Raw genomic sequence first — 25,099 nt, 5'->3', positions numbered from 1 at the left:
TTACTATAATATGAAAAAAGATATAGACAAATATATTATTGCTATTGATGGTTATTCTTCTACAGGAAAGAGTACTTACGCCAAAATGCTTGCTAAAGAATTTGGATGGAAACATATTGATACCGGTGCCATGTACAGGGCGGTAACTCTTTATGGTATTGAAAATTATTATAAAGGAAACTCTATTGATGTAAGTGAATTAATTAAACATTTAAATTTAATTCAGATAAACTTCAAATTTAATCCGGAAACAAAAGAAAACGAAACCTATCTGAATCAGAAGAATGTTGAATCAGAAATTCGTGATATGCAAGTTTCCGAACAGGTTTCATCTGTTGCTAAAGTTGCCGAAATACGTACTTTTTTAGTTGATCAACAAAGAAAAATAGGTAATGTTGGAGGTATTGTTATGGATGGAAGAGATATTGGAACTGTAGTTTTTCCTAACGCAGATCTAAAATTTTTTATTACAGCCAGTGTTGAGGTCCGGGCTGCAAGACGCTTTTTAGAATTTCAAAACAAAAAAAGCTCCATTACTCTTGAAGAGGTTACTGAAAATCTAAAACAAAGGGATTTTATTGATGAAAACAGAGACATTGCACCCTTAAAAAAAGCTTTTGATGCTTATTTGATAGACAATTCAGAATTAAGTAAGCAAGAAACTTATTCTAAAATTGTAGACATCATTCATGAAAAATTGAATATTTAATTTTTTATATCTTCTTCTTGTTCAAACTTAAGCACAACATTTTCAGCAAATTTCCTTAATTGCTGCATTTGTTTTCTGGATTTAATTTGTCCTAATTTAACAGCAGCATAGGTAATAATTAAACCGATAATGCAAAATATTGAGGCAATTCCAACCCAGTTAAAATCTTCATCATTTTTACTTTTTGCTAAATGCATAGAGTAATAAAGACATCCTAAAGTTATTAATGTTGTTCCTAAACCTATATATAAAAACATAAAAAGTGTCCAGACAGACGGCCTTGGACCAAATATCCCCCTAATATACGTACATTCTCCGGGTTCTTCTTCTGCCCTTAAAGTCAGTCTTGGTTTCCAGACAGGATCATCTGGAGTTAAAACTTCAATATAAGTTTCCTGAGAAGTTATTTTGAATGAAAATTTTTGCCCTTCACTTTCCACTTCACAAATTCTGCTTTCCTTATATTTTTTTAACTGCTCTGTAAACTCTTCCGGAGTTAATGTTGTTTTAATTTTAAAACGGGGCCGATTACGAATTGCATTTAAAGACTCTCCCATTTTTTTAGCTTTTATATAAACTAAATATAATCATATTTTAAAATTAGTACTAAAATAACGTGTACTATTTTTTTAATTACTTATATGGATTAATAAAAGGGGAGTTGTAATTTTTATTATTTTATTTAATAAAAATCATTTTTAGGCAATACAGATGAAAGTGAAAATTGTTACCTAATGTAGGTAAAAAATCAAATTTATTATTTACACTATTTTTATTCGTTAATTTCTTCCTGCTTATGATAAGCTTCCAATATTTTCTTTACGAGTTTATGCCTTACCACATCCATTTCAGTGAGCTTAATAAATCCTATACCTTTAACATTTTTTAGTAAAACTATAGCTTCTTTCAATCCTGATTTTTGTTGTTTAAGCAAATCTATTTGACCCGGATCTCCAGTAATGATAAACTTTGCATTTTCTCCCATACGAGTTAAAAACATTTTCATCTGTAAATGTGTTGTATTCTGAGCTTCATCTAATATAACAAATGCATCGTCCAGAGTTCTTCCTCTCATAAATGCCAGAGGTGCTATTTCAATGATACCTTTATCAAGGTATGATGCGAGCTTTTCGTGGCTTATCATATCTTTAAGGGCATCATATAGTGGTTGAAGATAGGGATCTAATTTTTCTTTTAAATCTCCGGGAAGAAATCCCAGACTTTCACCTGCTTCTACAGCCGGACGAGTAAGAATTAATCTTTTTACTTCTTTATTTTTTAAAGCTCTTACTGCAAGTGCCACGCTAGTATAAGTCTTTCCTGTCCCGGCAGGGCCAACAGCAAAAACCATGTCATTTTTATCAACTAAATCTACCAGTTTCTTTAAATTTTCTGATTTAGCACGTATTAATTTACCTCCTATTCCATGAACAATTACATCATCTTCATTATCAGCTATTTTAATTAAATCGGATCTGTTTAATATTCCTTCCATAGCAAAGTCATTTAACTTATTATATTTATTAATATAATCTGTAATTTCTTTAACTTTTCTTTCAAAAATAGCGATATCTTCATCACTTCCAGAAACTGAAATTATTTGATCTCTTCCCGTTATTTTCAATTTTGGAAAATGGTTTACTAATAACTTAAAATTCTGATTATACTCACCATAGAATATTTTCAGATCTACTCCTTCTAATATGATTTGTAATTGATTCAAATTTTACCGGTTTTAAAATTTTACAAAACAAAAATAAGCAATAACTTTGTGTTAGAGATAAAAATATGGGAATAATAACACTCACAACCGATTTTGGATTAGACGACTTTCATGTGCCTTCAATTAAAGGGGCCGTATATAGTCAGCTTTCTGAGGTTACCTTAGTGGATATATCTCATCAGATTATGCCTTTTGATCTTATTCAAACCGCTTATATTCTAAAAAACTCATATAAAGATTTTCCGGAAGGAACCATACATATTATAGGTGTTGATGCTTTGCCTTCTCCTTTTGTTAAACCTATTGCTGCGGAGATGAATGGTCACTTTTTTATCTGTAATGACAATGGAATACTTTCATTGCTTGATAGTGAGTTCATACCGGATCAATTGGTAGAAATAACAATTAACAAATATGAGGAAATTCGTTTTCTTATAAAAGATATTTTTGTTCCTGTTGCCTGTCATCTGGCTAGAGGAGGAACGCTAGATTTAGTGGGTAGAAAGATTGCTGAATATAAAAAACTGACTCAACCTAAACCTGTAGAAAAAAGTGAAGATTCTTCATTATCAGGTATGGTTATTTATATTGACAATTATGGCAATGCTATTACAAATATTTCTAAGGAACAATTCAGACAGTTCGGAAAGAACAGAAAATTTACTTTATTTGCAAGAAATGTTGAATTTACTGAAATTGTAAATAAATATACGGATATCCTAGATGCTGAATCGGAAGAAAACAGATACCACGGGAAAGCTCTGGCCATTTTCAATTCTTCAGATTATTTACAAATATCTATGTATAAAAGCAATTTACGAACTGTAGGAGGTGCAAGTTCTTTAATGGGACTTGATATTGGCACAAATATCAGAATTGTTTTTTCATAAATTTATATAAATGTTAAAAATTTATAAATTGTTTATGTTATCTAAATTCTAATTATTTTTTTATCTATATTAGCATAAATGTATGAATAAATAGGGTATGCTGGTTATACATATTAGTACTGAATGTTATCCGGTTATTAAAAACGGGGGTCTAGCTGATGTAATTGGTGCATTACCAAAATATCAGTCAAAATATAATATAGACACTCAAACTGTTATTCCTTTTGTCGATAATAGTTTTACACAATCGGAAGAATTGACCACCGTATATGAGGGAAGCTTTTTTTTAGAAGAAGAAAAGATAAGTTTTTCGGTCTATAAAAATGTAAGTTTAAATCATGACTTATATTTTATTTATATACCTAGTCTGCTGGATCGTCCAAATGTTTATGGATATGATGATGATCCTATTCGATTTCTGGCTTTTCAATTAGGTGTATTAGAATGGTTAATTACCTGGAACAGAAAAATTGATATCCTGCATTGTCATGATCATAATACCGGTTTAATTCCATTTTTTATTAAACATACTCAGCCTTACGATTGTTTTAAAGATATTCCTGTTGTATTTACGGTTCATAATACTTTTTTTCAAGGAATTATGCCTTTGGAGATAATAAATAAACTTCCTTCCTTTGATCCGGTTCAGACAAAGTTTATTTTATGGAACAATTCGATTAACTCAATGGCTTCCGGAATATCTTGTGCAGATAAGGTTACAACAGTTTCACCTAATTATATGGATCAACTATGTTTAGATTCAAATGGTTTGGAATATATTTTTCAAATAAACCGATATAAATGCATCGGCTTATTAAATGGAATTGATGATTCAATCTGGAATCCTGAAACGGATCCTATGATTTTTGAAAATTATTCACTAAATAAAGTTGAGAAAGGCAAAACTTTAAATAAAAAATCTCTCTGTAAACAATTTAATCTGGATGATAAAAAACCATTAATTGCTTTTATCGGAAAATTGAATAATGCTAAAGGTGGAGATGTACTTGAAAATCTGATTGAAAAGGTTATTGATACTGGTCTACAATCAAATTTTATAGTTATGGGAAAAGGTGGCTACGAAATAACCAGAAGTTTAGAGTTGTTAAACATATCCAATAAAGAAAGACTATATTTTATTCCTTCCCTTGAGGAAAGCATAGTTCATCAAGTATTTGCCGGTGCAGATTTTTATCTAATGCCTTCACGTGAAGAACCTTGTGGTTTAGGGCAGCTTTATTCTTTAAAATATGGAACTGTCCCTATTGTAAGCAATAAAGGTGGTCTTGAAGACACTGTAAAAAATTTTGAAGATACTGACGGCTATGGTATAAAATTTTCTTATTTTTCGTTAGATGATATTTTATTTTCCATATCCAAAGCTGAAAAAATTTTTCAGGATAAAGGATTATTGCACGTCCTTAGAAAAAGGATGATGAAACTTGATTTTTCATGGCTTAGCCAAGCAAAACAATATATAAATTTATATAAAGAATTAACTGAAAACAAAAAAATAATATGGAAATTGACATAGAAAAATTCCTTGTAAAAGAAGGAGATAAGCTGAATATAAAAAAAATAGGTACTGAAGCTTCCGATAAGTTTCAGGATAAAGAATCAAATAAAAAAGAACTAAGTAAAATTGTTGAACAAATAGATGAATTACAGAATATTCTGTATGCTGAAAACAAACAGTCATTACTTGTTATTTTTCAAGGAATTGATGCTGCAGGTAAAGATAGTTCGATTAGGGCTATAATGACAGGGGTAAATCCTCAGGGTGTTGAGGTTTCTGCATTTAAAACACCTTCATCACTGGAATATGAGCATGATTATTTATGGAGACATATCTTAAAACTTCCTGAAAAAGGTAAAATTGGAATATTTAACCGTTCTCATTATGAAAATGTTCTTGTTTGTAAAGTTCATCCTGAATTTATTTTAAATGAAAATTTGCCCTCTGTTAGCAGCGTTGAAGATATAAATGACGAATTTTTTGCTACTCGTTACAAAGAGATTAAAAATTTTGAAAAATATATGTGTAATAATGGTACTAAGGTGATTAAATTTTTCCTTAATATCAGTAAAGAGGAACAAAAGAAAAGATTTATTAAAAGAATTGAAAATAAAGAAAAAAACTGGAAATTTTCTTCTTCAGATTTAAAGGAAAGAAAGTTCTGGGATAAATATCAGGAAGCCTTTACTTCAGCATTGGAAAATACTTCAACCTCTCAGAGTCCTTGGTATGTGATTCCTTGTGACAATAAATCGTATGGACAGCTTATTATGGCAACTGTTATTAAGGAAACTTTACAAAAAATGAATCCGAAATTCCCTAAAGTTAATCCTTCTGAAGAAGAAGCTTTAAAAAATGCGTATCAGGAATTATTAAATGAAAAAAATTAATAGTTTAATTTAAAGCTTTTTAGTGTTAATTATGCCGTAAATATTATTAATGTAAAGATAGCTTAATTTATCAAATTATTAGATTCGTTATGAGTGTAATAGTTTGTTTTTTATTTCTAATTATAGAATTATAACTGATTATTTTTTCGTTTTATGAAAATTTCAGCAAGTATCTTCATTTATTGGAAGATAAGTTAAGCTATCGTATTAATTTTAAAAAAATTTTAGCAGATTTAAGATTTTTTCTTTCCTAAATTTTCAACGTGCTCATATTGACTCTTGAAAAATTCTATTCTTTGAATTTCACCACTTTGAGAAATCAATACTGCATATCTTTTTAATGATTCAATCCATTCTTTCTGTGCTTCACATACTTTCGGATCCTGATAGCTAATACTATTGATACTAAACACTCTCATATGGCTAACTTGAAATTGTTCAAATTCATAATATGAATAACAGGCTTCAAAATTAATATTGGATATATAAATTAAAACCTCGTTGCCTTTTTTATTTTTCCCAATCCTTGCAAGTTCTTCCATATCTTCAAGCATCTGTTTTAGCTCCTTTTTTAAACTAAGAAGCTCTTCATCTGTTATGAGATTAAGTTTATAGAAGTATTCAATTTCTATGATAAAAGATGTAAAGGTATTTTTGTCTAGTATTATATGCGTGGATGCTAATGTTTCTAAATTTTGAGCGTATTTTGTTTGCGTAGTGAGTAGTTCTTTAGATAAATTTATTGTTGAATAAAAAACGGGAGTTTGTAAACTTACTGACTGATGAATCCATCGAAATAATCTAAATTTAAGTATATGTGAATAGGGGGTATAAAGTACAAACGGTAACGAATTATACGCTAATATTGCTTTAGACTTTTTTATATTTTCAATTTTATTAAAAACCTGAATATATTCTTTTATTGTTGTACAATAACTATTCATAAAAATATGAATACTTTCATTATTAAACAATTGAACATCAAAAACGGCTTTTTTATTGTGATAAATACCAATAATATTATCAAGCGATATTCCTAACTGATACGAAATTTTAGCAGCTTCATCAAGAGTAAATATAACCTCTCCTCTCATTCTTCTATAAGCCGCTTCTTTTCCAATACATAAAGTATCCATCAGTATGTTTACTACGTCATTTTTAGGGACATGATTTCTTATATAAGAAATCAAAGCTTCATTAAACGGGTTTCCCATAGTTAATCTATATTCTACTTTTTGTAGGTTTTATGAATTTAAATAAATGATTTTTAGGTGCTAAAATTGAATACCAAATCTGCAAAATATTCTAAACCGAGAAGTATTATCTAATAAATTAACTAATAAATATTATCTGACTTGCAAATTACAAAAAATATTACAAAGTCTTTTACTTTTAGTTTACATTATATGTATTCTAAATTATAAATTTGTAATAATTATATTTTTATAAATTTATATAATAAGAAGTATAACAGTATTTTAATTATGAAAAATCATTATACATTTAAAAAACTTATTTACATAACTATGTAAACTTAATTTAATGATAACTTGAAATTATTTTTTTTCAATTCTTTTAACTTTCGTTATTCCTTCTAAACTGTGAAGTGCCTGAAGTATTTCTTCCAACTGTACCGTATTTTTAACAAATAATGTTAGATTTCCTTTAAAAATTCCATCATCTGAGTTTATATTAATTTTCTTAATATCTACTTTCAACATATTAGATACAGTAGTTGTTATATCATTAAGTATTCCCGTCCTGTCAATCCCCTCTAATGCTACTTCAATTAAAAAATTTCTATTGGCGCTATTAACCCACTTGGCAGGAATAACTCTATAATCATAATTAGCCCGCATATCTACTGCATTAGGGCAGGTTTCTTTGTGAACTTTAATTCCTTTATTAATGGTTACAAATCCGAAAATTCTGTCTCCGGGAATAGGATTACAACACTGAGCCAATTGATAGTCCAGTTTTTTTTCGTCATCACCAAAGACAATCATATCTAATTTACCTTCTTCTTTGGTCTCTGAGGTTTCTTTAGGGTCTACTAATATGGGACGCTTTCTAAATCGTGAAAGAAAATTATTTAGTACTCCTTTACTATCTGCATATTTTTTTAATTCTTTACTATCTATTACTCCTGTAGCTACCTGATAAAAAATATCATGACTTGTCTTAGCTCCAAAATATTTTTGTATTGAATTAAGTTCTGCTTCTGTAAAGTTTATTTTAAGATGTCTTAATTTTCTAATTAAAAGTTCTTTTCCTTCTTCCGTATATTTTCTCTTCTCTGTATTTAATGCTGCCTTTATTCTTGATCTTGCCTTGGAAGTAGTTACAAAATCCAGCCAATCAGGTTTTGGTTTCTGATTTATAGATGTTAATATCTCAACCTGATCCCCACTTTTAAGTTTATGGCTTAAAGGAACGAGTTTATTATTGACTTTAGCTCCCAAACAATGATCTCCTATACTTGAGTGAATAGAATATGCAAAATCTAAGGCTGTAGCTCCAATTGACAAAACTTTTAAGTCTCCTTTAGGCGTAAAAATAAATATATCTTTTGTATATAAATTAAGCTTAAAATCATCTAGAAGTTCTTTAGTACTAGTTGAATCCTGATTTTCGAGCATTTCACGAACCTGAGTTATCCAGTTTTCAATCTGATTATCTTCTTCTATTTTATATCCTTCTTTATATTTATAATGAGCAGCTATACCTTTTTCGGCTATTTCATCCATTCTTTCTGAACGAATCTGTACTTCTACCCATTTGGATTCCGGTCCTATAACGGTAACGTGAAGACTTTCATACCCTGTAGACCTAGGTGTAGTTATCCAATCTCTCATCCTGCTTGGATTGGGTATAAATTCATCAGTAACTATTGAATATATTTTCCATGCCAGAAATTTTTCATTTTTTACATCCGATTTATAGATGATCCTTATAGCAAATAAATCATAAACTTCTTCAAAAGACACATTCTGCTTTTTCATTTTTTTATAAATGGAAAATATAGATTTGTGTCTTCCTTTTATATAAAAATTTAAATTTTCATCTTTCAGTCTCTCACTTATAATCTTAGTAAATTCGTCAACATATCTTTGACGATGAATTTCTGTTTCCTCTAATTTTTTTACGATTAATATGTAATTTTCCGGATCTGTATATTTAAGACTTAAATCCTCTAATTCGGATTTAATTGTATATAACCCCATACGATGAGCTAAAGGGGCATAAATATAAGTAGTTTCTGCAGCAATTTTCTTTTGCTTGGAGACTTTCATACTGTCCAAAGTCCTCATATTATGAAGTCTGTCCGCTATCTTAACCAGAATTACCCGTACATCTTCAGATAACGTTAAGAGAAGTTTCCTGTAATTTTCAGACTGCATAGACAGGTTCTGATGATCTATATTGGATATTTTAGTCAACCCATCTATAATTTTAGCTATTTTGGGGTTAAATAATCGACTAATATCTTCTACAGTATAATCGGTATCTTCTACGACATCATGTAATAATGCACAAACGATGCTTGTAGCACCTAAACCTATTTCATCTGCTACAATTTTAGCAACAGCCAAAGGGTGATATATATAAGGTTCTCCAGTTTTTCTTCTTTGGTCTTTATGAGCTTCTTTGGCTATTTCAAAAGCTTTTCTTATAAGAATTTTATTTTCGTCAGTCAATACCCTATAGGTATTACGAAGCATATCCTTATAACGTCTGGCTATTTCTTCTTCTTCTTTATCTAGATCAACCTGGTACATAAACTTGTTCTTTATTATTTTAGCGTATAGAAAACTCTTTGTGATAAAAGTCTTTCATAGGTTAATATACAAAAACTTTATCTGCTTATAACAAATTTAATTAATTAATTTAAAATACATTCAATTTGTTAGTATCTCTAATTAAAATCACTTCAATTTTTTTATATTTGAAAAATACGTTTTTTTATATGAAAATAAATACGAAATTAATTCTGATTACTCTGATCTTACTTGTTAACCAACAAGGGTTTAATGCTCAGCAAGGTGGAGGAATGTGGATTCCTAATCAATTAAATGAAAAGGAAATGAAACAAATGGGAATGAAAATTTCTGCAAAACAAATTTTCGATCCTGATAAAACAAGTATTAAAGATGCAATTGCTCACTTTGGAGGAGGTTGTACATCGGAAATAATTTCGCCTCAGGGTTTATTATTGACCAATCATCACTGTGGATATTCTCAAATACAATCTCATTCCACGGTAAATAACAATTTACTTTCCAATGGTTTTTGGGCAAACAGCTTAGAGAGTGAACTCCCCAATGATGGATTAAATGTTACGTTTATTGTGGATATAAAGGACGTTACTACATCTGTTTTAAATGGTATTAAACTAAATTTGTCTGAAACAGAACGCAGTTCTATAATTGATTCAAATATTGCCGCCCTTGCTCAAAGTTTTAAAAAAGAAGACTATCAAGGTATTAAAATTATACCTTTTTACAATGGAAATCAGTATTACTTATTTTTAACAGAAACTTTTGAAGACGTACGATTAGTTGGAGCTCCTCCGTCTTCTATTGGTAAATTCGGTTCTGATACTGATAATTGGGTATGGCCAAGACATACCGGTGATTTTTCATTATTCAGAATTTACGCTGATAAAAATAATAAGCCAGCTAAATTCTCAAAAGATAATGTTCCTTATAAACCCAAATATTTTTTACCTATATCAATTAAAGAAAAAAAATCAGGAGATTTTTCTTTTGTCTACGGGTTTCCTGGAAATACTCAGGAATACTTACCTTCCTATGCATTGATACAGAGAATTGAAACTATTAACCCTGCGAGAATTTCATTAAGAGATGCTACTCTTAAAATTTTGGATAAAAAAATGAGGGAAGACAAAGAAATTAAAATTAAATATTCTTCAAAATATGCTTCTATTGCAAATGGATGGAAAAAATGGATAGGAGAAAAACAAGGATTGGTACAATCTCAAGCAGTAGCTAAAAAGTTAGCTTATGAAAAAGAGTTTTCCTCTTTCTTAAATGCCCACCAGGATGAAAAAAATAAATATGGTGATTTATTAAATTCTTTTAATCAGATCTACTCTAAAAACAATACTTATGTAAAAGGTTTTGTTTATTTTAATGAGGTTTTCTACTATAATTCAGAAACCTTTAAAATGGCCATTTTGTTATCAGATCTACTAAAAACTTTAAGCTCTTTTAGTGTTTCTAAAGAAAAAACAATAGGTACTATAAGCGGAATTTTAAAAAACTATGATGCAGAATTAGATAAGCAAGTTTCGGCACAATTAGTTTCTTTGTATTCTCAAAATATAGAACCTAAATTTCAACCTCAAAATTATATTGAATTTCAATCGAAAGAGTATACAGAAAATTATATGTCTCAGCTTTGGGATCATTCATTGGTAACTGGAAAAAAAGGTAATCTGATACAATTTCTTAAAGATTCAAAACAAGATGAAATAGTTAAAGTGTTAAAAAACGATCCGGTTATTAATTTTGTATCTTCTTATTTAGATATATACAGGAATGGTATTGCTCCTGATTATTATTTTTATCAGGACAAACTGGACAGCTTACAAAGACAGTATATGGAAGCTCAACTAAGAGCTTTTCCTAATAAAAAATTCTTTCCCGATGCTAACTCGACTTTACGTGTAACTTATGGTAAAATTGATGGATATCAGCCCAAGGATGCTGTATATTACGAGCCGTTTTCAACATTAAAGGGTGTTGTAGAAAAATATGTACCCGGAGATTATGAGTTTGATGTATCTGATAAACTATTAGATTTATATAATAAAAAAGAATATGGTTCTTATGCGCAAAATGGTGAATTACCTGTCAATTATATTGCTACGAATCATACGACTGGTGGAAATTCCGGAAGTCCTGCTTTAGATGCTGACGGAAACTTAGTAGGACTAAATTTTGACAGAGTATGGGAAGGAACGATGAGCGACCTTAATTATGATCCTAAAATCTGTAGAAATATTATGGTAGATATGCGCTATGTTCTTTTTATTATGGATAAATACGCAAATGCGCAAAGACTGATTAATGAACTAAAAATTATAAAATAGAAAAAAGCCTCTTAAAGAGGCTTTTTTCAACTACCTATTTTCCAACTATTTTCAAAAGCTACATTGGCAATCGTAATTGTTTTAGCAACAATTAACATTTTTATTGACATGGGATCTGAATTTACTGAATTAAATTCTTCAGAAAATTCTATACAATATCCTTTTTCAAATTTTACTTCCTGCAAACGACTCATAGCATCTCTACGATAAAATATTATTGAGGCATCTTTTGTTTTTTCAGAAGATAACATCCAATCTATAAAATTTGATTTCCCATTAGATTCAACAGTCAATTCAATTTGTCCACCTCTTATAGTTGCCTGAGGTTTTCCGGTACTATCAACACCTTGAACAAAACTGTATCTACAATTTAAAACATTATAACTTTCTCCGTCGATTTCTATTTTAGCTAAAAAAGATGACATAATTGTAATTTTATAATTAATACGCTATGAAAAAAGGGAGTCAAAAACCCCCTTTTATTTTTAATTTCCTATGTGTACTTATCTAGGTGAATGTACTAAAAAAGGGTTATACCCATTCATTAATATGTTCTCCAGTACCCATTTTGATCCCCTTTGCTGATATGGTAAAAGTCTCAGTTAAAGGATTTCTACCAATAGCATCAAAATTTTCTTTGTACTTTACAACGTATCCGTCAAAAAAATTAAGTTCTTTGAGAGTTGCGTCAGAGTCTCTTTTTACAAAGACAACTTTTCCGTCCTTTCTCTCAAAACTGTTGGTCATCCATTCAAAAATATCTGTTTCTCCCGTAGATTCTACAGTAATTTCTATTCTACCTCCTCTTGTTTGAGAAGACGGTCGTCCTGTTGGATCTGTTTCTTGAGCAAGCGAGTAATTAATATTTAAAATATTATACTTTTTACCTGCTACTTCTAGTTTGGCTTTAAATGACATAATAAGAATTTTAATAATATTATTTAGTTAAAAAAAATAAATTTCTGTGTTAACAATCGCTTTTTGAGACTTTGTACAAAAATAGTTATTATACCCTATCTGACAATATTTCAAAATTGTTAAAAATATGTTAAATAAATAACAAAAATCAAAGATAAAACATACAAATATTTTTAATTTTAAATGTTAAACCTACGAATAATGAAATAAAAATAATTATATCAAAATGCATATAATCTGATAATCAGAAAGTTTTATCTAATCTTGTATTAAAATATCACCTGTCATTTCAACAGGGATAGGTAATCCCATTAAAGTTAAAATTGTAGGAGCTATATCTCCTAATTTTCCCTGTTTCAATTTATATTGCTGTTCATCTACAACAACCAAAGGTACCAGATTGGTTGTATGTTGAGTGTTTGGAGATCCATCTTCGTTTTTCATTTTATCAGAATTACCATGATCTGCAATGATCAATGTAGTATATCCATTTTTCAATGCAGTCTGACAAATATCACTAGCACATTCATCCACAACTTCCGCTGCTTTTACAGCTGCTTCAAAAACTCCTGTATGACCTACCATATCAGTATTAGCAAAATTCAGACAAACAAAATTAACTTCTTGTTTTTCTAATTCCGGAATAATTGCATCTCTTATGTCATAGGCTGCCATTTGAGGCTTAAGGTCATAGGTAGGAACATCTTTAGGCGAAGGAGCTAAAATTCTTTGTTCATTGGCAAAAACTTTTTCTTCCCCACCCGAGAAAAAGAAAGTAACATGGGGATATTTTTCAGTTTCAGCAATACGTATTTGTTTCATAGCAGCATTTGCTATAACTTCTCCTAGAGTATTTTTAATTGTATCTTCTTTAAATATAACGTGAATATTGGAAAATGTTTCATCATACTCAGTCATAGTAACAAAATATAAATCCAGTTTTTTTATTCCTACTTCTGGATGATCATGCTGAGATAAAACATCAACAATTTCTCTTGGACGATCAGTTCTAAAATTAAAACAGATAACTACATCTCCTTCCTGAATTTTTGCAACTGGATTTCCATTTTCAGAGACAACAATCGGCATTAAAAATTCATCGGTTATTCCTTCATTATAAGATTGTTGAATAGCTTCTAATGGTTGATCTGTTAAATTTCCTTCTGCATTAATCATAACATCATAGGCAATTTTCACTCTTTCCCATCGTTTATCTCTATCCATCGCATAATATCTACCAACCACTGATGCTAATTTAGCATTGTTTTCTTTACAAAAATCAATAGTTTCACTAATGAACTTTTTACCGCTTTGCGGATCACAGTCTCTTCCGTCTGTAAAAGCATGAACATAGACATTTTTCACATCCGAAGCGTTTGCTGACTCAACTAAAGCCTTTAAATGAGTAATATGAGAATGTACACCTCCATCAGATACTAATCCTATGAAATGTACAGGTTTATTGTTTGACTTTGCAAATTCAAAAGCTTTTTTTAATTCTTCCTCATTTCCAAGTGTTCCATTTTCTACAGCCAAATTTATTTTTGTTAAATTTTGGTAAACAACTCTTCCGGCTCCTAAATTCATATGCCCAACTTCAGAGTTTCCCATCTGTCCTTTAGGCAGTCCTACATCCAGACCGTAAGTAACCAAAGTAGTATTTGAATATTTTTGAAAACAACTATCCATAAATGGTGTATGAGCCTGATCTATAGCTGAGACACTTTTATCTGTAGCTATACCCCACCCATCTAAAATCATCAAGATTACTTTTTTATTCATTGTTTATTTATTTTTTACAAAATTACTCTATTTCTTTATGTATTTTACGATTTTTAAGTGGTAATTTCTATGATATTTACTACCCAAAATAAAAAAAGACCTGAATATTCAGGTCTTTTTTTATTTTATGTAATGTTAAGTATTATTCAACAGTAACAGATTTTGCTAAATTTCGTGGCTGATCTACATTAACACCTCTTAAAACAGCTATATAATAAGCTAACAACTGTAAGGGAATTGATGTTAAAATTGGAGTAAAACATTCGGAAACATCTGGTACTTCGATAGATTCTGTAACCATTCCTTTAACTTGGGTATCACCTTCAGTAACAATGGCTATTACTTTTCCTCTTCTGGAGTTAATCTCCTGAATATTACTTACAATTTTTTCGTAATGTTCTGTTTTTGGAGCAATAACAACTACAGGCATGTTTTCATCAATTAATGCAATAGGCCCATGCTTCATTTCTGCAGCAGGATAACCTTCTGCATGTATATAAGAAATTTCTTTCAATTTAAGAGCACCTTCCAAAGCTATCGGATAGTTATACCCACGTCCTAAGTATAAACAATTACTAACGCCAGCATATTGTTCAGCAATCTTTTTAATCTGTTCTTCAGTTACTTTAATTACTTCCTCTACTTTTTCCGGTATAGTTTCCAGCTCGGTAATTAATGAATTAAATTTTTCTTTGCTAATCGTACCTTTGTGTTTAGCTAATTTAATTGCAATCATTGCGAGAACTGCAAGCTGAGCAGTGAAAGCCTTTGTTGAAGCAACTCCTATCTCAGGACCTGCATGTGTATATGATCCAGCATCGGTTAACCGTGCTATGGATGAATCTACAACATTACAAATACCATAAATAAACGCTCCTTTTTCCTTGGCAAGTTTTAATGCGGCTAAAGAATCTGCAGTTTCACCAGATTGAGAAATAGCTATTACTATATCCTTATCTGTTATAATTGGATTTCTATATCTAAATTCAGATGCATATTCAACTTCTACCGGTATTCTTGCCAAATCTTCAATTAAATACTCTCCAACCAATCCTGCATGCCACGACGTTCCACATGATATTATAATGATTCTTTCAGCATTTAAAAATTTTTCCTGATAATCCCATATACCTGCCATCTGAATAATACCTTCTTCAACCAATAATCTTCCTCTCATGGTATCCATGATAGATTTAGGCTGTTCGTGTATTTCTTTTAGCATGAAATGCTCATACCCGCCTTTTTCTATTTCTTCCAAGCTAAGTTTTAATTCCTGAATAATAGGACTTACTTTGGTATTATCTTTAATTTTATATACATCAACTCCTTTTAAAGTAATGCGTGCCATCTCACCATCTTCAAGGTACATAGCTTCTTTAGTAAATTCTATAAAAGGCGATGCATCTGAAGCAATAAAATATTCATTTTCCCCTATTCCTATTGCTAAAGGACTACTTAATCTGGCTACAACAATTTCTTCCGGTTTGTCAACTTCCATTACTGCAATTGCATAAGCTCCGATAACTTCATTTAATGCATATCTAACTGCTGTGGATAAATCTACTTGCTGAGAATCCTGCATAAACTGAATAAGGTTAACTAAGACTTCTGTATCTGTTTCACTTTTGAATGTAAAACCTTTGGAAGTAAGCATTATTTTCAGTGTATCATAGTTTTCAATGATTCCGTTATGTATAAGTGCTATTTTTCCATTGTTTGATAAATGAGGATGAGAATTGGTATCACTTGGTACACCGTGTGTTGCCCAACGAGTATGACCAATTCCGATAGTAGCCTTTGAATTTAAATCTGTACATCTTTCTTCTAAATCAGAAACCTTACCTTTAGTTTTTCTTAACTCAAAGTTACCATTTTCAATCAGTACTATACCCGCACTATCGTACCCTCTGTATTCCAGTCTTTTTAACCCGTTTATTATGATGGGATAAGCTTCTTTACTACCTATATACCCTGTTATTCCACACATACAAATTTAAATTTAGTATTAAATATAATTTTAATTTTTAGTATAAGTTACTTCTAATCGCAATTTTTTATCCCCGGTAGTTTTATTACCATAAAATACGAGTCTAAATGGTTCGTAAGGTCTCGATGTTCTGTAATATCCTATAGCTACGCTACTACTATTGACTAAGAAATTTCCTATACCAACCTGTAGCTCATCGTTAGCTTCATTTTTTTCAACTATGTTTTTAATGGACTGCGTCACATTTAAAACATAATAACCCGGATTATTTGTAAAATCATAGACTGGGTTAAAAGCATATCCTGTTAAACTTCCAAAACTGGTTAAATCAACCATTTGTTTTTTCTGAGTGAAATTATATCCATAAATACGGTTAGGTTTTGATACAGGTTCTTGCGCTATATAAAATTTTAATTTAGCATCAATAACAGCCCAACCTTTATTTTCAACAGAATCTTTTATTGCTGCTAGCTGAGTATCGTCTAACTTTATGTTAATTGAAGGGCCACCCATTCCTTGTAAAAATAATTGTTCTTCTCCAGAAGTTTTGTCAGGAGCAGACATTTGCTGATTGAATTGATTACTTGCTTTTGTCCTATCGAATCTATATTCACCCAAGGATGAATTATAAGAAGACCCCATGGTGAAAGCATATTGTGCACTTTTATATTCAGTATCCGTACTGGCATCTTTATATCTGTAATAAGCAATCAAAGTGATAGTACTTGTAGGAAAATTAAACATGAATTTTGATGTAATATCCGAAGCTGAAATTCTTATACCTTTAAAGTATTGAATGAATCTTGAATTATCACTTAGATCTGAAGATCCTTTTTTATCAAAAAAGTTTTGTTTAAAATAAGAAGTATTAAGCTTAACTCTATAACCTGGTGTATTCGTTTCTTGTACAACCGTGCCATCAGTTTTCTTTATCCCTGTACTAAAAACTGAATCATTAACCGTTAACGTACCTAGTAAATCTCCAACTGAAACTTCTTTATTAGAATAAAACTGAGATTCTGATGATTCTAAAAAAGTTTCAATTCTATGTACGTTCAAATTCATACTTGTTCCTGTTTTTCCCAAAAAATAAGAAAGTGGATAAGTTGTTACAGTTTTTATTCTATCACCACTTAAAGAAACTTCTTTTGTTTTTGATGATGAAGAGTTGTAAGTTGGAAAAATTGCTAAAACCACAGAATCAACAACCTGTACAGTTCCTGATATTTCATTGGTTGAAGCCAGCCTGACTTGAGTATTGAAAGCTGCTGTAGAAGTACCAAAAACATTATCTTCGAAAATACCTACCAAACCATTGGTTAAAGTTTTGTAGTCAGCACGAATAGAATCGTTATTTGTTACGTTATAAGCAACTGCATCTACATAAGCTACTTTCCCTGTAGATTTATCAGGAATTAAATTGGATCCGATATCTGTCGTATCATTTTCACAACTTAATAAAAAAGTTATTGATATAAAACTTAATACCAATAACTTTAACTCATATTTAAATATTTTCATATATCTAAGTTACTCTTGAATCTTAATTTCGTTAGCCTCCTGATAAACGATAGTAATATCGTCATTTTGAAGAAAATCAAATTTTGGGTTTTCTAAATTAGTAAACATATCTTCCAGCTCATCCAAAAGAATTTCTTCACCTTTGATTACTGTATCGGAATCCTGCATGGCCTGTTTTACAACACTAACGTAAGAATTGTCTGTTAAGTATGTAAGATTACCGGTATTTATATTATCAAATTCAAGAATATCTTTCAAATTATCACTGAACAATGCATCTTTACCATGATTGTAAACAGAAGTAACAATTTTGATATCGCTAAAAAAAGCATCTGAAGAGTAATTGGTTCTCAAATAAATAGGCAAAAAACTGGCCATCCATCCATGAACATGTATTACATCAGGAACCCAATTTAATTTTTTAATAGTTTCTAAAACACCTTTTATAAAAAAAACTGCTCGTTCATCATTATCACCAAACCACTGGTTTGAATCGTCCTGATATGTAGCTTTTCTTTGAAAATATTCCTGATTTTCTATAAAATAAACCTGCATACGTTCTCCCGGAAGAGAAGCTACTTTTATAACTAAAGGTTGATCCAAATCATTGATGATCAGATTCATTCCTGATAGTCTGATTACTTCGTGAAGCTGAAACCTTCTCTCATTAATTAATCCAAATCTTGGCATAAAAATCCTGACGTCATTTCCTTGGGCAAACATTTGTTTGGCTAAATTGTATACTCCTGAAGATATAGGATTCTCATTAAAATAGGGGACTAATTCAGAAGTAACATGAAGTATTCTTTTTGAACTCATTGCTCGAAGTATAAACTGATTACTAAAATTTAATTGCAAAGTTACAAAAAATTAATCAAATGTAGTAAGTTTGCACTTTAAAGTATGATATTTGTCACTAAATAAAACGGAATGCTTATACTAAAAACGAGAGAAGAAGTAGTTGATTTTGTTCAGTCAATACGCTCTAAAGGACTAACCCTGGGTTTTGTTCCGACCATGGGAGCTTTACATCAAGGACACCTTACACTTATAAAAAAATCAATCGAAGAAAATCAATATACGTTGTGCAGTATTTTTGTTAATCCTACACAATTTAATAATCCGGACGATTTACAAAAGTATCCCAGAACTGAGACTGAAGATATAAAAAAACTGGAAATAACAGGTTGTGATGCTGTATATTTCCCCAGTATAGACGATATCTATCCGGAGGGACCTGTAAGTGAAAATATTTATTTAAACGGATTAGATAAGGTTATGGAAGGTACTTTCAGGCCTGGTCATTTCCAAGGAGTAGCTACTGTTGTAAAAAGACTGTTTTTACAGATACAGCCTACACACGCCTATTTTGGTGAAAAAGATTTTCAACAACTCCAAATTATCCGAACTTTAGTGGATGCAGAAAAATTACCTGTGAAAATTGTAGGAATCCCTATCGTTCGAGAAACTGACGGTTTAGCAATGAGCTCGAGAAACATGAGACTGGAACCTGAATTTAGAAATAATGCAGCAATTATTTACCTGAGCTTGAAAAAAGCTGAAGAACTGGCAGAAAATTCCTCACCTAATGAGATAATTTCCAAGGTTGAAAAAATATATTCAGAATCTAAATTAGAACTGGAATATTTCATTATAGCAGAAGAAGATACCCTGTTACCAGCAGTTAATTTTGAAGAAGGAAAAAGCTATAGGGCTTTCGTATCTGCTTACGCCAAAGATGTTCGTTTAATTGACAACCTGCAATTAAAATAATTTAAAAACAATATATTTGTTATCTGTATTTTTAAAATATAAAAAATGTTGATTGAAGTATTAAAATCAAAAATTCACCGGGTTACGGTTACAGGTGCTGAATTGGATTATATAGGAAGTATAACTATTGATGAAACTCTTATCAATGCTTCAGGACTGATTGCAGGTGAAAAAGTGAGTATTGTTAACGTAAACAATGGAGAAAGATTTGAAACTTACGTTATCAAAGGAGCTGAAAACTCGGGTGAAATAACCTTGAATGGGCCTGCTGCCCGAAAAGTTCAAAAAGGAGATATTATTATAATTATTGCTTATGCCTTAATGGATCCTGAAGAAGCTAAAAATTTTCAGCCAAGTATAATTTTCCCGAATGAAAAAACAAATCTTTTAGATTAAAATTTATCTGAAAGTCTAACTATGATTACTATTTATGAATAAAAATTTAAAAAACACTTTAACTATTGGTGTTTCTATATTAATCGCAGGAGGATTAATGTACCTAGTTTCCAGAAGTCTTGGTGGAGATTTTGTAGAAAAAACAATTGCTGTAGTTAAAAAGGCCGATTATTTTTGGATAGGAATTGCTGCTGTATTTGGTCTTGGTGCTTATTGGATCAGAGCTATCCGATGGAACCTACTTTTGGAACCTATGGGATACAAAATCAGCAACTCAAATTCACTATGGTCCTTATCCTTTGGTTATTTCTTAAATCTTGGAATTCCAAGGATGGGAGAAATCGGTCGAGCCAGCGCATTACAGACTGTTGAAGATGTACCCTTTACCGAATCCTTCGGAACCATTGTAACTGAGCGCATCATTGATTTATGCTTTATGCTGATATTTCTTTTACTTGCTCTTATCTTCAATTACAATGCACTTTTGGCCTTTTTTGATCTATTAGGAAAATCAGAACACCCTGAAGCTGTTAAAGATTATACATTATATTACTTTGCGGGATTTTTAGTCGTAATAATTGGACTAATCTTTATTATTTTCAGAAGAAAAATTTTACAATTATCAATATCTAAAAAAATTATTAAATTATTAAAAGGTATAGCAACAGGATTGATTTCTGTTTTTAAATTAAAACAACGAATTAAGTTCATATTACTTTCCTTTGGAATATGGATATGTTACTTTTTTGCTTCTTATCTGGTCATTTTTGCTTTACCTGAGACCTCTTCCATACCATTGCAAACTGGTTTTTATATTCTTGCTGTAGGAACTTTAGGCATGTTGGTTCCAGCTTCTGGTGGAATAGGAGCTTATCACGGAGCAATGATGATTGGGTTTTCTGCTTTATTTTTAAGTCTTGGAAATTCTGCTGTTGAAGGTAAAGATATCGGCTATTCTTATGCATTACTATCTCACGGTTTGCAAATGGTAATTATGATTTTTATGGGCTTGATATCAATCATTATGCTTGCTAAAAACAAAAAAAAGATTGTTAGAAAGGAAACAATATACTAATATCATAGTTTTAAAAAAGGTATTCGTTAAATTTTAAATTTATACTTATTTTTGTTTTTAAGAAATCCTGTAAATAATGAAAACAAAAAAAGTAATAGCTTTAATCAGTAATGATTTTGAAGATTTAGAGCTTTGGTATCCGGTTTTAAGACTAAGAGAAGAAGGTATTGAGGTTATACTTACCGGAGAGAAAAGCAAAGAAAAATATATAGGTAAATATGGTGTTCCTGCCATTTCTGACGATTCTTACTTAAGTATTAATTATAAGGACTATGATGGTATTTTGGTTCCTGGAGGATGGTCTCCGGATTATTTAAGAAGAGTACCTCGCATACTGGAAATGATTCAATATTTCCATGAAGAAAAAAAGCCTATCGGACAAATCTGTCATGCCGGGTGGGTACTTATTTCCGCAGGAATACTTAAAGGGATTAACGTCACAAGCACACCGGGTATAAAAGATGATATGACTAATGCTGGCGCTATCTGGCATGATGCGGCTGTAATAACAGACGGGCATATCATATCCAGTAGAAGACCTCCTGACTTACCGGAATATTTACCCAAATTTATTGAAACTTTGAAGAAATAAAAAAAAGCTGTCGAATATCGGCAGCTTTTTTTATTGATTTTATTTTTGTTATTCTCCAGCAGATTCTTCATCATCAACTGGTCCGGCTTTAACATTACGAGATGTTTTAACTGCTGCAATAACAGTACTATCCGGGTGTAGAATCTGGAAATTTTTCTTTTCAACTTTAGACACTTCAAATTTATTTCCAACGTCTAATGAAGTTATATCAACAACTATTTCATCTGGTAAATCAGCAGGTATAGCTCTTACTTTTAATTTTCTCAAATTAATACGTAAAGCTCCTCCTCTTACTACCCCTTTAGCTCTACCGGTAATAACAACCGGAACTTCCATAGTTACTGGCTTCTGTGGGTTTAATTCATAAAAATCAGCATGTATGATTTTATCTGAAACCGGGTGAAATTGTAAGTCTTGTAAAATAGCTTCTATTTTTTTACCTTCAACTTCTAAAGTAACTGTGTGTGCTTCGGGAGTATAAACCAAGTTTTTAAAACTTTTTTCATCTGTTGAGAAGTGTAAAACTTCTTTTTCTCCATAAACAACACAAGGAACTTTTTCAGCATTACGTAAGGCTTTTGATGAATTTTTACCTACGCTTTCTCTTTTTTCTCCTTGAATTGTAATTGATTTCATAAAATATATTTATATTATAAATTTCTTACTTATTGATTCTCTGTTATGTACCAGATTCATTATCTCGCCGAACAGAGGGGCGCAAGATAACACTTTTATTTTACTTATAAAAGTATTTCTTAATGGAATAGAATCAGTTACAATAACTTCTTCTAATTTGGAATCGTTGATTCGTTCATAAGCTCCACCCGAAAATACAGGGTGAGTAGCCATAGCCCTAACACTTAAAGCTCCGGCATCCATTATAATATCTGCCGCTTTAGTCAAAGTTCCGGCAGTATCAATCATATCATCAACCAGAATAACATTCCTTCCATTAACATCTCCAATCAAAGTCATATAATCTACATTATTAGCTTTTTTACGCTCTTTATAGCAAATAACCACATCTGCATTTAAATGACTGGCGTAAGTTCTAGCTCTTTTAGCTCCTCCCATATCCGGAGATGCTATTGTAAGATTATCTAAATTTAACGATTGTACATATTTAACAAAAATACTGGATGCAAACAGGTGATCTACAGGTATTTCAAAAAATCCCTGAATCTGGTCAGCATGTAAATCCATTGTCATCACTCGTGTAGCTCCTGCTGCACTCAATAAATTGGCCACTAGCTTGGCTCCTATCGGAACCCGTGGTTTATCTTTTCTATCCTGTCTTGCCAGACCAAAATAAGGAATTACTGCTGTAATTTTATCTGCAGATGCTCTTTTAGCAGCATCAATCATCAACAACATTTCCATTAAATTATCTGCCGGTGGAAAAGTTGATCCGATAATAAAAACTCTGGATCCTCTTACCGACTCTTCTAAACAAGGTTGATATTCTCCATCACTAAAATCAAAGAAGCTCATTTTTCCTAAAGGCATCCCATAATTTTGTGATATTTTTTCTGCTAAAGCTACATTTTCTCTGGTTGAGAAAATATGAACAGGTTGACTCATTTATAATTAGTTAAATTAGTTTCGAAACGATTGCTGCAAATTTATAATTTTTTCACACACTATTTATAAAAAAACTGAACAAAAATTTTGCTCAGTTTAATCACATTAAATATTTAATCATGTTAAGGGAATGTTATTCCCTGATATATATTAGGGTTTACCTGTGGTAAATTGGATAAATATTTCTTATTAATTGCTTTTATAAATTCATTAGCTATGAAAGCATACCCTCTGCTTGTTGGGTGTACTCCATCCAGGGAAAAAGCTCCTCCGGTTACAAACTTGCTTGTATAGCTCACTCCATCGTAAATTATTCCGGATTTTCCGCTTAAATCTACCATTAAGCTGTTTACATCAGCAAAAGCTAAACCGTATTGATCTGCTGTACTCTTTATGATAGAATTAAACTGGGTAGTTGCTGTATTAATATTCGCAATTTCATCAGAAGTTAACACCCATTTGTCTGCAAGCGGATATGTAATTCCATTAACTGCTAATTCAGCCGGAACACCAGAATTTATTGCCTCAGAATTCGGTTTCCCTAAAACACCTGATATAGTTAATAATAAGTAATCAGACTTTGTTGCCTGTCTGGATTGACCGTATAATGAACCATATAACGCTGCCTGCGTAGAAGAAATTCCCTGAGAAACCAATACCTGGGTAATCTGTGCACCAAGATCTGTTAGAGCTTTATCTTTAATCAGTACTGGATTTGATGATGTGGAAGAGTAACTTACTTTTCTTTCCGGATGATTTAAATAATCAAAAACTTGATTTAATTGTGAAAAAGCCTGATTTAACTTTTCAATCTGATTAGGATCACTGGCGGTTAGAGTAGCCGGAGTTAATGGATTATAGGGTACCGTTGTAAAAAACGGAATACTGGTTACATTAGGAAGGTTTGCTACTACACCTTTGGCTCCTTTGGCTACTAATGCCTGAACTAATTGTAAATAAGCAGACTGAAATTGCGAGGTTGCAGTGATTGAATTAGAACCGTCTCCACCTGAAGTCGCATATCCCAAGACATCGTTATTTCCAATCCATAATGAAAAAAATGTAGGATTTTGAGAAACGGCATCTTCTAAAACTGTAGCATTCGCACTGGAAGCAAATCTTACGAAATAAGGATTTGCATTACCTGAGGCTAAATTAGCCGGATTTCCATATCCTGGAGCTATCAAATGAAAAGATTTAGCACCTGGAACTCCTAAGTTTTGGAAAGGTCCTTGTGAATAAATATTATCTAATGTAGTGGTTGCTGTACCAGTTACCAGAACCGGAGCTAAGCTACTGCCTACCACAGATAAAATTAATTTGTTATTAACTCCGACTGATGGTATACCTCCTAGCTCATCAGACATATAAGGAATTTTAAAATCTCCTCCTCCAGCTCGTTTCATTTGCTCTGCAATAATTGCCGGATACGATTCTCTTTGTCCTGATATGTATAAAGCATTATCTCTATAACCGGAAGTAAGTGAATTTCCTAAAGCTACATACTTGGAAAAATCAGCAGTTCCAGATTCTACTTTAACGTCTGATACATCATTATTGTTACAGGATACTACCAGCGTTAAAAAAATTAATATTACAGTTATTATATTATATTTTTTCATTTTTTTCAT

22 protein-coding genes are annotated in these 25,099 nt (G+C 31.2%); 9 read left to right on the top strand and 13 right to left on the bottom strand.

All coding sequences use genetic code 11. From position 1 onward, the window contains the following. The first annotated feature begins 10 nt into the window (after positions 1 to 10). A complete protein-coding gene (gene cmk, locus EOV51_RS08405; RefSeq protein WP_228427603.1) occupies positions 11 to 709 on the top strand; it encodes a (d)CMP kinase in 699 nt (232 codons plus the stop codon). Here the strand turns inward: cmk and EOV51_RS08400 are convergent. Further along, positions 706 to 1,266 carry a hypothetical protein gene (locus EOV51_RS08400; RefSeq protein WP_128151783.1) on the bottom strand — a complete coding sequence of 187 codons (561 nt, stop codon included), beginning with the start codon at positions 1,264 to 1,266 and terminating at the stop codon, positions 706 to 708. The two genes, cmk and EOV51_RS08400, sit on opposite strands and share 4 nt — an antisense overlap. A gap of 215 nt (positions 1,267 to 1,481) precedes the next feature. Further along, positions 1,482 to 2,432 carry a PhoH family protein gene (locus EOV51_RS08395; protein WP_128151781.1) on the bottom strand — a complete coding sequence of 317 codons (951 nt, stop codon included), beginning with the start codon at positions 2,430 to 2,432 and terminating at the stop codon, positions 1,482 to 1,484. A 65-nt stretch (positions 2,433 to 2,497) separates the two neighbouring features. On the opposite strand from EOV51_RS08395, the gene EOV51_RS08390 reads away from it, so the two are divergent. The 3 genes from EOV51_RS08390 (at position 2,498) to EOV51_RS08380 (ending at position 5,728) form a co-directional block, all read left to right on the top strand. Then, a complete protein-coding gene (locus tag EOV51_RS08390) occupies positions 2,498 to 3,322 on the top strand; it encodes an SAM hydrolase/SAM-dependent halogenase family protein (RefSeq protein WP_128151779.1) in 825 nt (274 codons plus the stop codon). 97 nt (positions 3,323 to 3,419) lie between these two features. Next, a complete protein-coding gene (locus EOV51_RS08385) occupies positions 3,420 to 4,856 on the top strand; it encodes a glycogen synthase (protein ID WP_128151777.1) in 1,437 nt (478 codons plus the stop codon). Further along, positions 4,841 to 5,728 carry a PPK2 family polyphosphate kinase gene (locus EOV51_RS08380; protein ID WP_128151775.1) on the top strand — a complete coding sequence of 296 codons (888 nt, stop codon included), beginning with the start codon at positions 4,841 to 4,843 and terminating at the stop codon, positions 5,726 to 5,728. The genes EOV51_RS08385 and EOV51_RS08380 overlap by 16 nt, the downstream gene beginning before the upstream one ends. A 233-nt stretch (positions 5,729 to 5,961) precedes the next feature. Here EOV51_RS08380 and EOV51_RS08375 read toward each other — a convergent pair whose 3' ends face one another. Together EOV51_RS08375 and EOV51_RS08370 are read right to left on the bottom strand one after the other, a co-directional pair. Further along, the gene (locus tag EOV51_RS08375) at positions 5,962 to 6,942 is read right to left on the bottom strand and encodes a hypothetical protein (protein ID WP_128151772.1); all 981 of its coding nucleotides are present in this window, start codon (positions 6,940 to 6,942) and stop codon (positions 5,962 to 5,964) included. Between the two features lie 342 nt (positions 6,943 to 7,284). Further along, positions 7,285 to 9,507, bottom strand: a complete 2,223-nt coding sequence (locus tag EOV51_RS08370; protein WP_128151770.1) for a RelA/SpoT family protein — start codon at positions 9,505 to 9,507, stop codon at positions 7,285 to 7,287. Positions 9,508 to 9,695: 188 nt separating this feature from the next. On the opposite strand from EOV51_RS08370, the gene EOV51_RS08365 reads away from it, so the two are divergent. Further along, positions 9,696 to 11,843 (top strand): S46 family peptidase, encoded by a 2,148-nt coding sequence (locus EOV51_RS08365; protein WP_128151768.1) that lies wholly within the window; start codon positions 9,696 to 9,698, stop codon positions 11,841 to 11,843. Between the two features lie 26 nt (positions 11,844 to 11,869). Here the strand turns inward: EOV51_RS08365 and tssD (EOV51_RS08360) are convergent, their stop codons facing one another. The 6 genes from tssD (EOV51_RS08360) to EOV51_RS08335 all read right to left on the bottom strand — a co-directional run bounded on the left by tssD (EOV51_RS08360) (position 11,870) and on the right by EOV51_RS08335 (position 18,870). After that, positions 11,870 to 12,268: a type VI secretion system tube protein TssD gene (gene tssD / locus EOV51_RS08360; protein ID WP_128151766.1), complete on the bottom strand. Its 399-nt coding sequence runs from the start codon at positions 12,266 to 12,268 to the stop codon at positions 11,870 to 11,872. Positions 12,269 to 12,374: 106 nt separating this feature from the next. After that, entirely contained in the window at positions 12,375 to 12,761 is a 387-nt protein-coding gene (tssD, locus tag EOV51_RS08355) for a type VI secretion system tube protein TssD (protein WP_128151764.1), read from the bottom strand. 258 nt (positions 12,762 to 13,019) lie between these two features. Beyond that, positions 13,020 to 14,543: a 2,3-bisphosphoglycerate-independent phosphoglycerate mutase gene (gene gpmI, locus EOV51_RS08350; protein WP_128151762.1), complete on the bottom strand. Its 1,524-nt coding sequence runs from the start codon at positions 14,541 to 14,543 to the stop codon at positions 13,020 to 13,022. A gap of 142 nt (positions 14,544 to 14,685) precedes the next feature. After that, entirely contained in the window at positions 14,686 to 16,530 is a 1,845-nt protein-coding gene (gene glmS, locus EOV51_RS08345) for a glutamine--fructose-6-phosphate transaminase (isomerizing) (protein WP_128151760.1), read from the bottom strand. A gap of 30 nt (positions 16,531 to 16,560) precedes the next feature. Next, positions 16,561 to 18,051, bottom strand: coding sequence for a DUF4270 domain-containing protein (locus EOV51_RS08340; RefSeq protein WP_128151758.1), 1,491 nt, complete (start codon positions 18,049 to 18,051; stop codon positions 16,561 to 16,563). Between the two features lie 9 nt (positions 18,052 to 18,060). After that, complete coding sequence (locus EOV51_RS08335; protein ID WP_128151756.1) at positions 18,061 to 18,870, bottom strand: glycogen/starch synthase; 810 nt, start codon at positions 18,868 to 18,870, stop codon at positions 18,061 to 18,063. Between the two features lie 111 nt (positions 18,871 to 18,981). Here EOV51_RS08335 and panC point away from each other — a divergent pair, with 111 nt between their 5' ends. From panC to EOV51_RS08315, 4 genes are all read left to right on the top strand, one after another. After that, positions 18,982 to 19,824: a pantoate--beta-alanine ligase gene (gene panC, locus EOV51_RS08330; RefSeq protein ID WP_128151754.1), complete on the top strand. Its 843-nt coding sequence runs from the start codon at positions 18,982 to 18,984 to the stop codon at positions 19,822 to 19,824. 45 nt (positions 19,825 to 19,869) lie between these two features. Next, positions 19,870 to 20,220 carry an aspartate 1-decarboxylase gene (gene panD / locus EOV51_RS08325; protein WP_128151752.1) on the top strand — a complete coding sequence of 117 codons (351 nt, stop codon included), beginning with the start codon at positions 19,870 to 19,872 and terminating at the stop codon, positions 20,218 to 20,220. A gap of 34 nt (positions 20,221 to 20,254) precedes the next feature. Further along, entirely contained in the window at positions 20,255 to 21,295 is a 1,041-nt protein-coding gene (locus tag EOV51_RS08320) for a lysylphosphatidylglycerol synthase transmembrane domain-containing protein (protein ID WP_128151750.1), read from the top strand. 76 nt (positions 21,296 to 21,371) lie between these two features. Then, positions 21,372 to 21,887, top strand: a complete 516-nt coding sequence (locus EOV51_RS08315; protein ID WP_128151748.1) for a type 1 glutamine amidotransferase domain-containing protein — start codon at positions 21,372 to 21,374, stop codon at positions 21,885 to 21,887. A gap of 48 nt (positions 21,888 to 21,935) precedes the next feature. Here the strand turns inward: EOV51_RS08315 and EOV51_RS08310 are convergent, their stop codons facing one another. The 3 genes from EOV51_RS08310 to EOV51_RS08300 all read right to left on the bottom strand — a co-directional run bounded on the left by EOV51_RS08310 (position 21,936) and on the right by EOV51_RS08300 (position 25,090). After that, positions 21,936 to 22,523, bottom strand: coding sequence for a 50S ribosomal protein L25/general stress protein Ctc (locus EOV51_RS08310; RefSeq protein ID WP_128151746.1), 588 nt, complete (start codon positions 22,521 to 22,523; stop codon positions 21,936 to 21,938). Positions 22,524 to 22,532: 9 nt separating this feature from the next. Continuing rightward, positions 22,533 to 23,468 (bottom strand): ribose-phosphate pyrophosphokinase, encoded by a 936-nt coding sequence (locus EOV51_RS08305; protein ID WP_128151744.1) that lies wholly within the window; start codon positions 23,466 to 23,468, stop codon positions 22,533 to 22,535. A 122-nt stretch (positions 23,469 to 23,590) separates the two neighbouring features. Then, entirely contained in the window at positions 23,591 to 25,090 is a 1,500-nt protein-coding gene (locus EOV51_RS08300) for an SGNH/GDSL hydrolase family protein (protein ID WP_128151742.1), read from the bottom strand. Positions 25,091 to 25,099: the final 9 nt, after the last annotated feature.

The organism is Apibacter raozihei, from assembly GCF_004014855.1.
GTDB classification, from domain to species: domain Bacteria; phylum Bacteroidota; class Bacteroidia; order Flavobacteriales; family Weeksellaceae; genus Apibacter; species Apibacter raozihei.
Note: the sequence above shows the minus strand (reverse complement) of the source record. Positions and strands in the feature narration are given on the sequence as shown.

What these genes read in the sequence shown, in the direction of transcription:
- EOV51_RS08340 (WP_128151758.1), bottom strand. Translation starts at nt 18,051, where the DNA reads ATGAAAATATTTAAATATGAGTTAAAGTTATTGGTATTAAGTTTTATA.
- tssD (WP_128151766.1), bottom strand. Translation starts at nt 12,268, where the DNA reads ATGTCATCTTTTTTAGCTAAAATAGAAATCGACGGAGAAAGTTATAAT.
- EOV51_RS08315 (WP_128151748.1), top strand. Translation starts at nt 21,372, where the DNA reads ATGAAAACAAAAAAAGTAATAGCTTTAATCAGTAATGATTTTGAAGAT.
- EOV51_RS08365 (WP_128151768.1), top strand. Translation starts at nt 9,696, where the DNA reads ATGAAAATAAATACGAAATTAATTCTGATTACTCTGATCTTACTTGTT.
- EOV51_RS08370 (WP_128151770.1), bottom strand. Translation starts at nt 9,507, where the DNA reads ATGTACCAGGTTGATCTAGATAAAGAAGAAGAAGAAATAGCCAGACGT.
- EOV51_RS08385 (WP_128151777.1), top strand. Translation starts at nt 3,420, where the DNA reads ATGCTGGTTATACATATTAGTACTGAATGTTATCCGGTTATTAAAAAC.
- cmk (WP_228427603.1), top strand. Translation starts at nt 11, where the DNA reads ATGAAAAAAGATATAGACAAATATATTATTGCTATTGATGGTTATTCT.
- panD (WP_128151752.1), top strand. Translation starts at nt 19,870, where the DNA reads ATGTTGATTGAAGTATTAAAATCAAAAATTCACCGGGTTACGGTTACA.
- EOV51_RS08400 (WP_128151783.1), bottom strand. Translation starts at nt 1,266, where the DNA reads ATGGGAGAGTCTTTAAATGCAATTCGTAATCGGCCCCGTTTTAAAATT.
- glmS (WP_128151760.1), bottom strand. Translation starts at nt 16,530, where the DNA reads ATGTGTGGAATAACAGGGTATATAGGTAGTAAAGAAGCTTATCCCATC.
- EOV51_RS08305 (WP_128151744.1), bottom strand. Translation starts at nt 23,468, where the DNA reads ATGAGTCAACCTGTTCATATTTTCTCAACCAGAGAAAATGTAGCTTTA.
- gpmI (WP_128151762.1), bottom strand. Translation starts at nt 14,543, where the DNA reads ATGAATAAAAAAGTAATCTTGATGATTTTAGATGGGTGGGGTATAGCT.
- EOV51_RS08310 (WP_128151746.1), bottom strand. Translation starts at nt 22,523, where the DNA reads ATGAAATCAATTACAATTCAAGGAGAAAAAAGAGAAAGCGTAGGTAAA.
- tssD (WP_128151764.1), bottom strand. Translation starts at nt 12,761, where the DNA reads ATGTCATTTAAAGCCAAACTAGAAGTAGCAGGTAAAAAGTATAATATT.
- EOV51_RS08390 (WP_128151779.1), top strand. Translation starts at nt 2,498, where the DNA reads ATGGGAATAATAACACTCACAACCGATTTTGGATTAGACGACTTTCAT.
- panC (WP_128151754.1), top strand. Translation starts at nt 18,982, where the DNA reads ATGCTTATACTAAAAACGAGAGAAGAAGTAGTTGATTTTGTTCAGTCA.
- EOV51_RS08335 (WP_128151756.1), bottom strand. Translation starts at nt 18,870, where the DNA reads ATGAGTTCAAAAAGAATACTTCATGTTACTTCTGAATTAGTCCCCTAT.
- EOV51_RS08380 (WP_128151775.1), top strand. Translation starts at nt 4,841, where the DNA reads ATGGAAATTGACATAGAAAAATTCCTTGTAAAAGAAGGAGATAAGCTG.
- EOV51_RS08375 (WP_128151772.1), bottom strand. Translation starts at nt 6,942, where the DNA reads ATGGGAAACCCGTTTAATGAAGCTTTGATTTCTTATATAAGAAATCAT.
- EOV51_RS08300 (WP_128151742.1), bottom strand. Translation starts at nt 25,090, where the DNA reads ATGAAAAAATATAATATAATAACTGTAATATTAATTTTTTTAACGCTG.
- EOV51_RS08320 (WP_128151750.1), top strand. Translation starts at nt 20,255, where the DNA reads ATGAATAAAAATTTAAAAAACACTTTAACTATTGGTGTTTCTATATTA.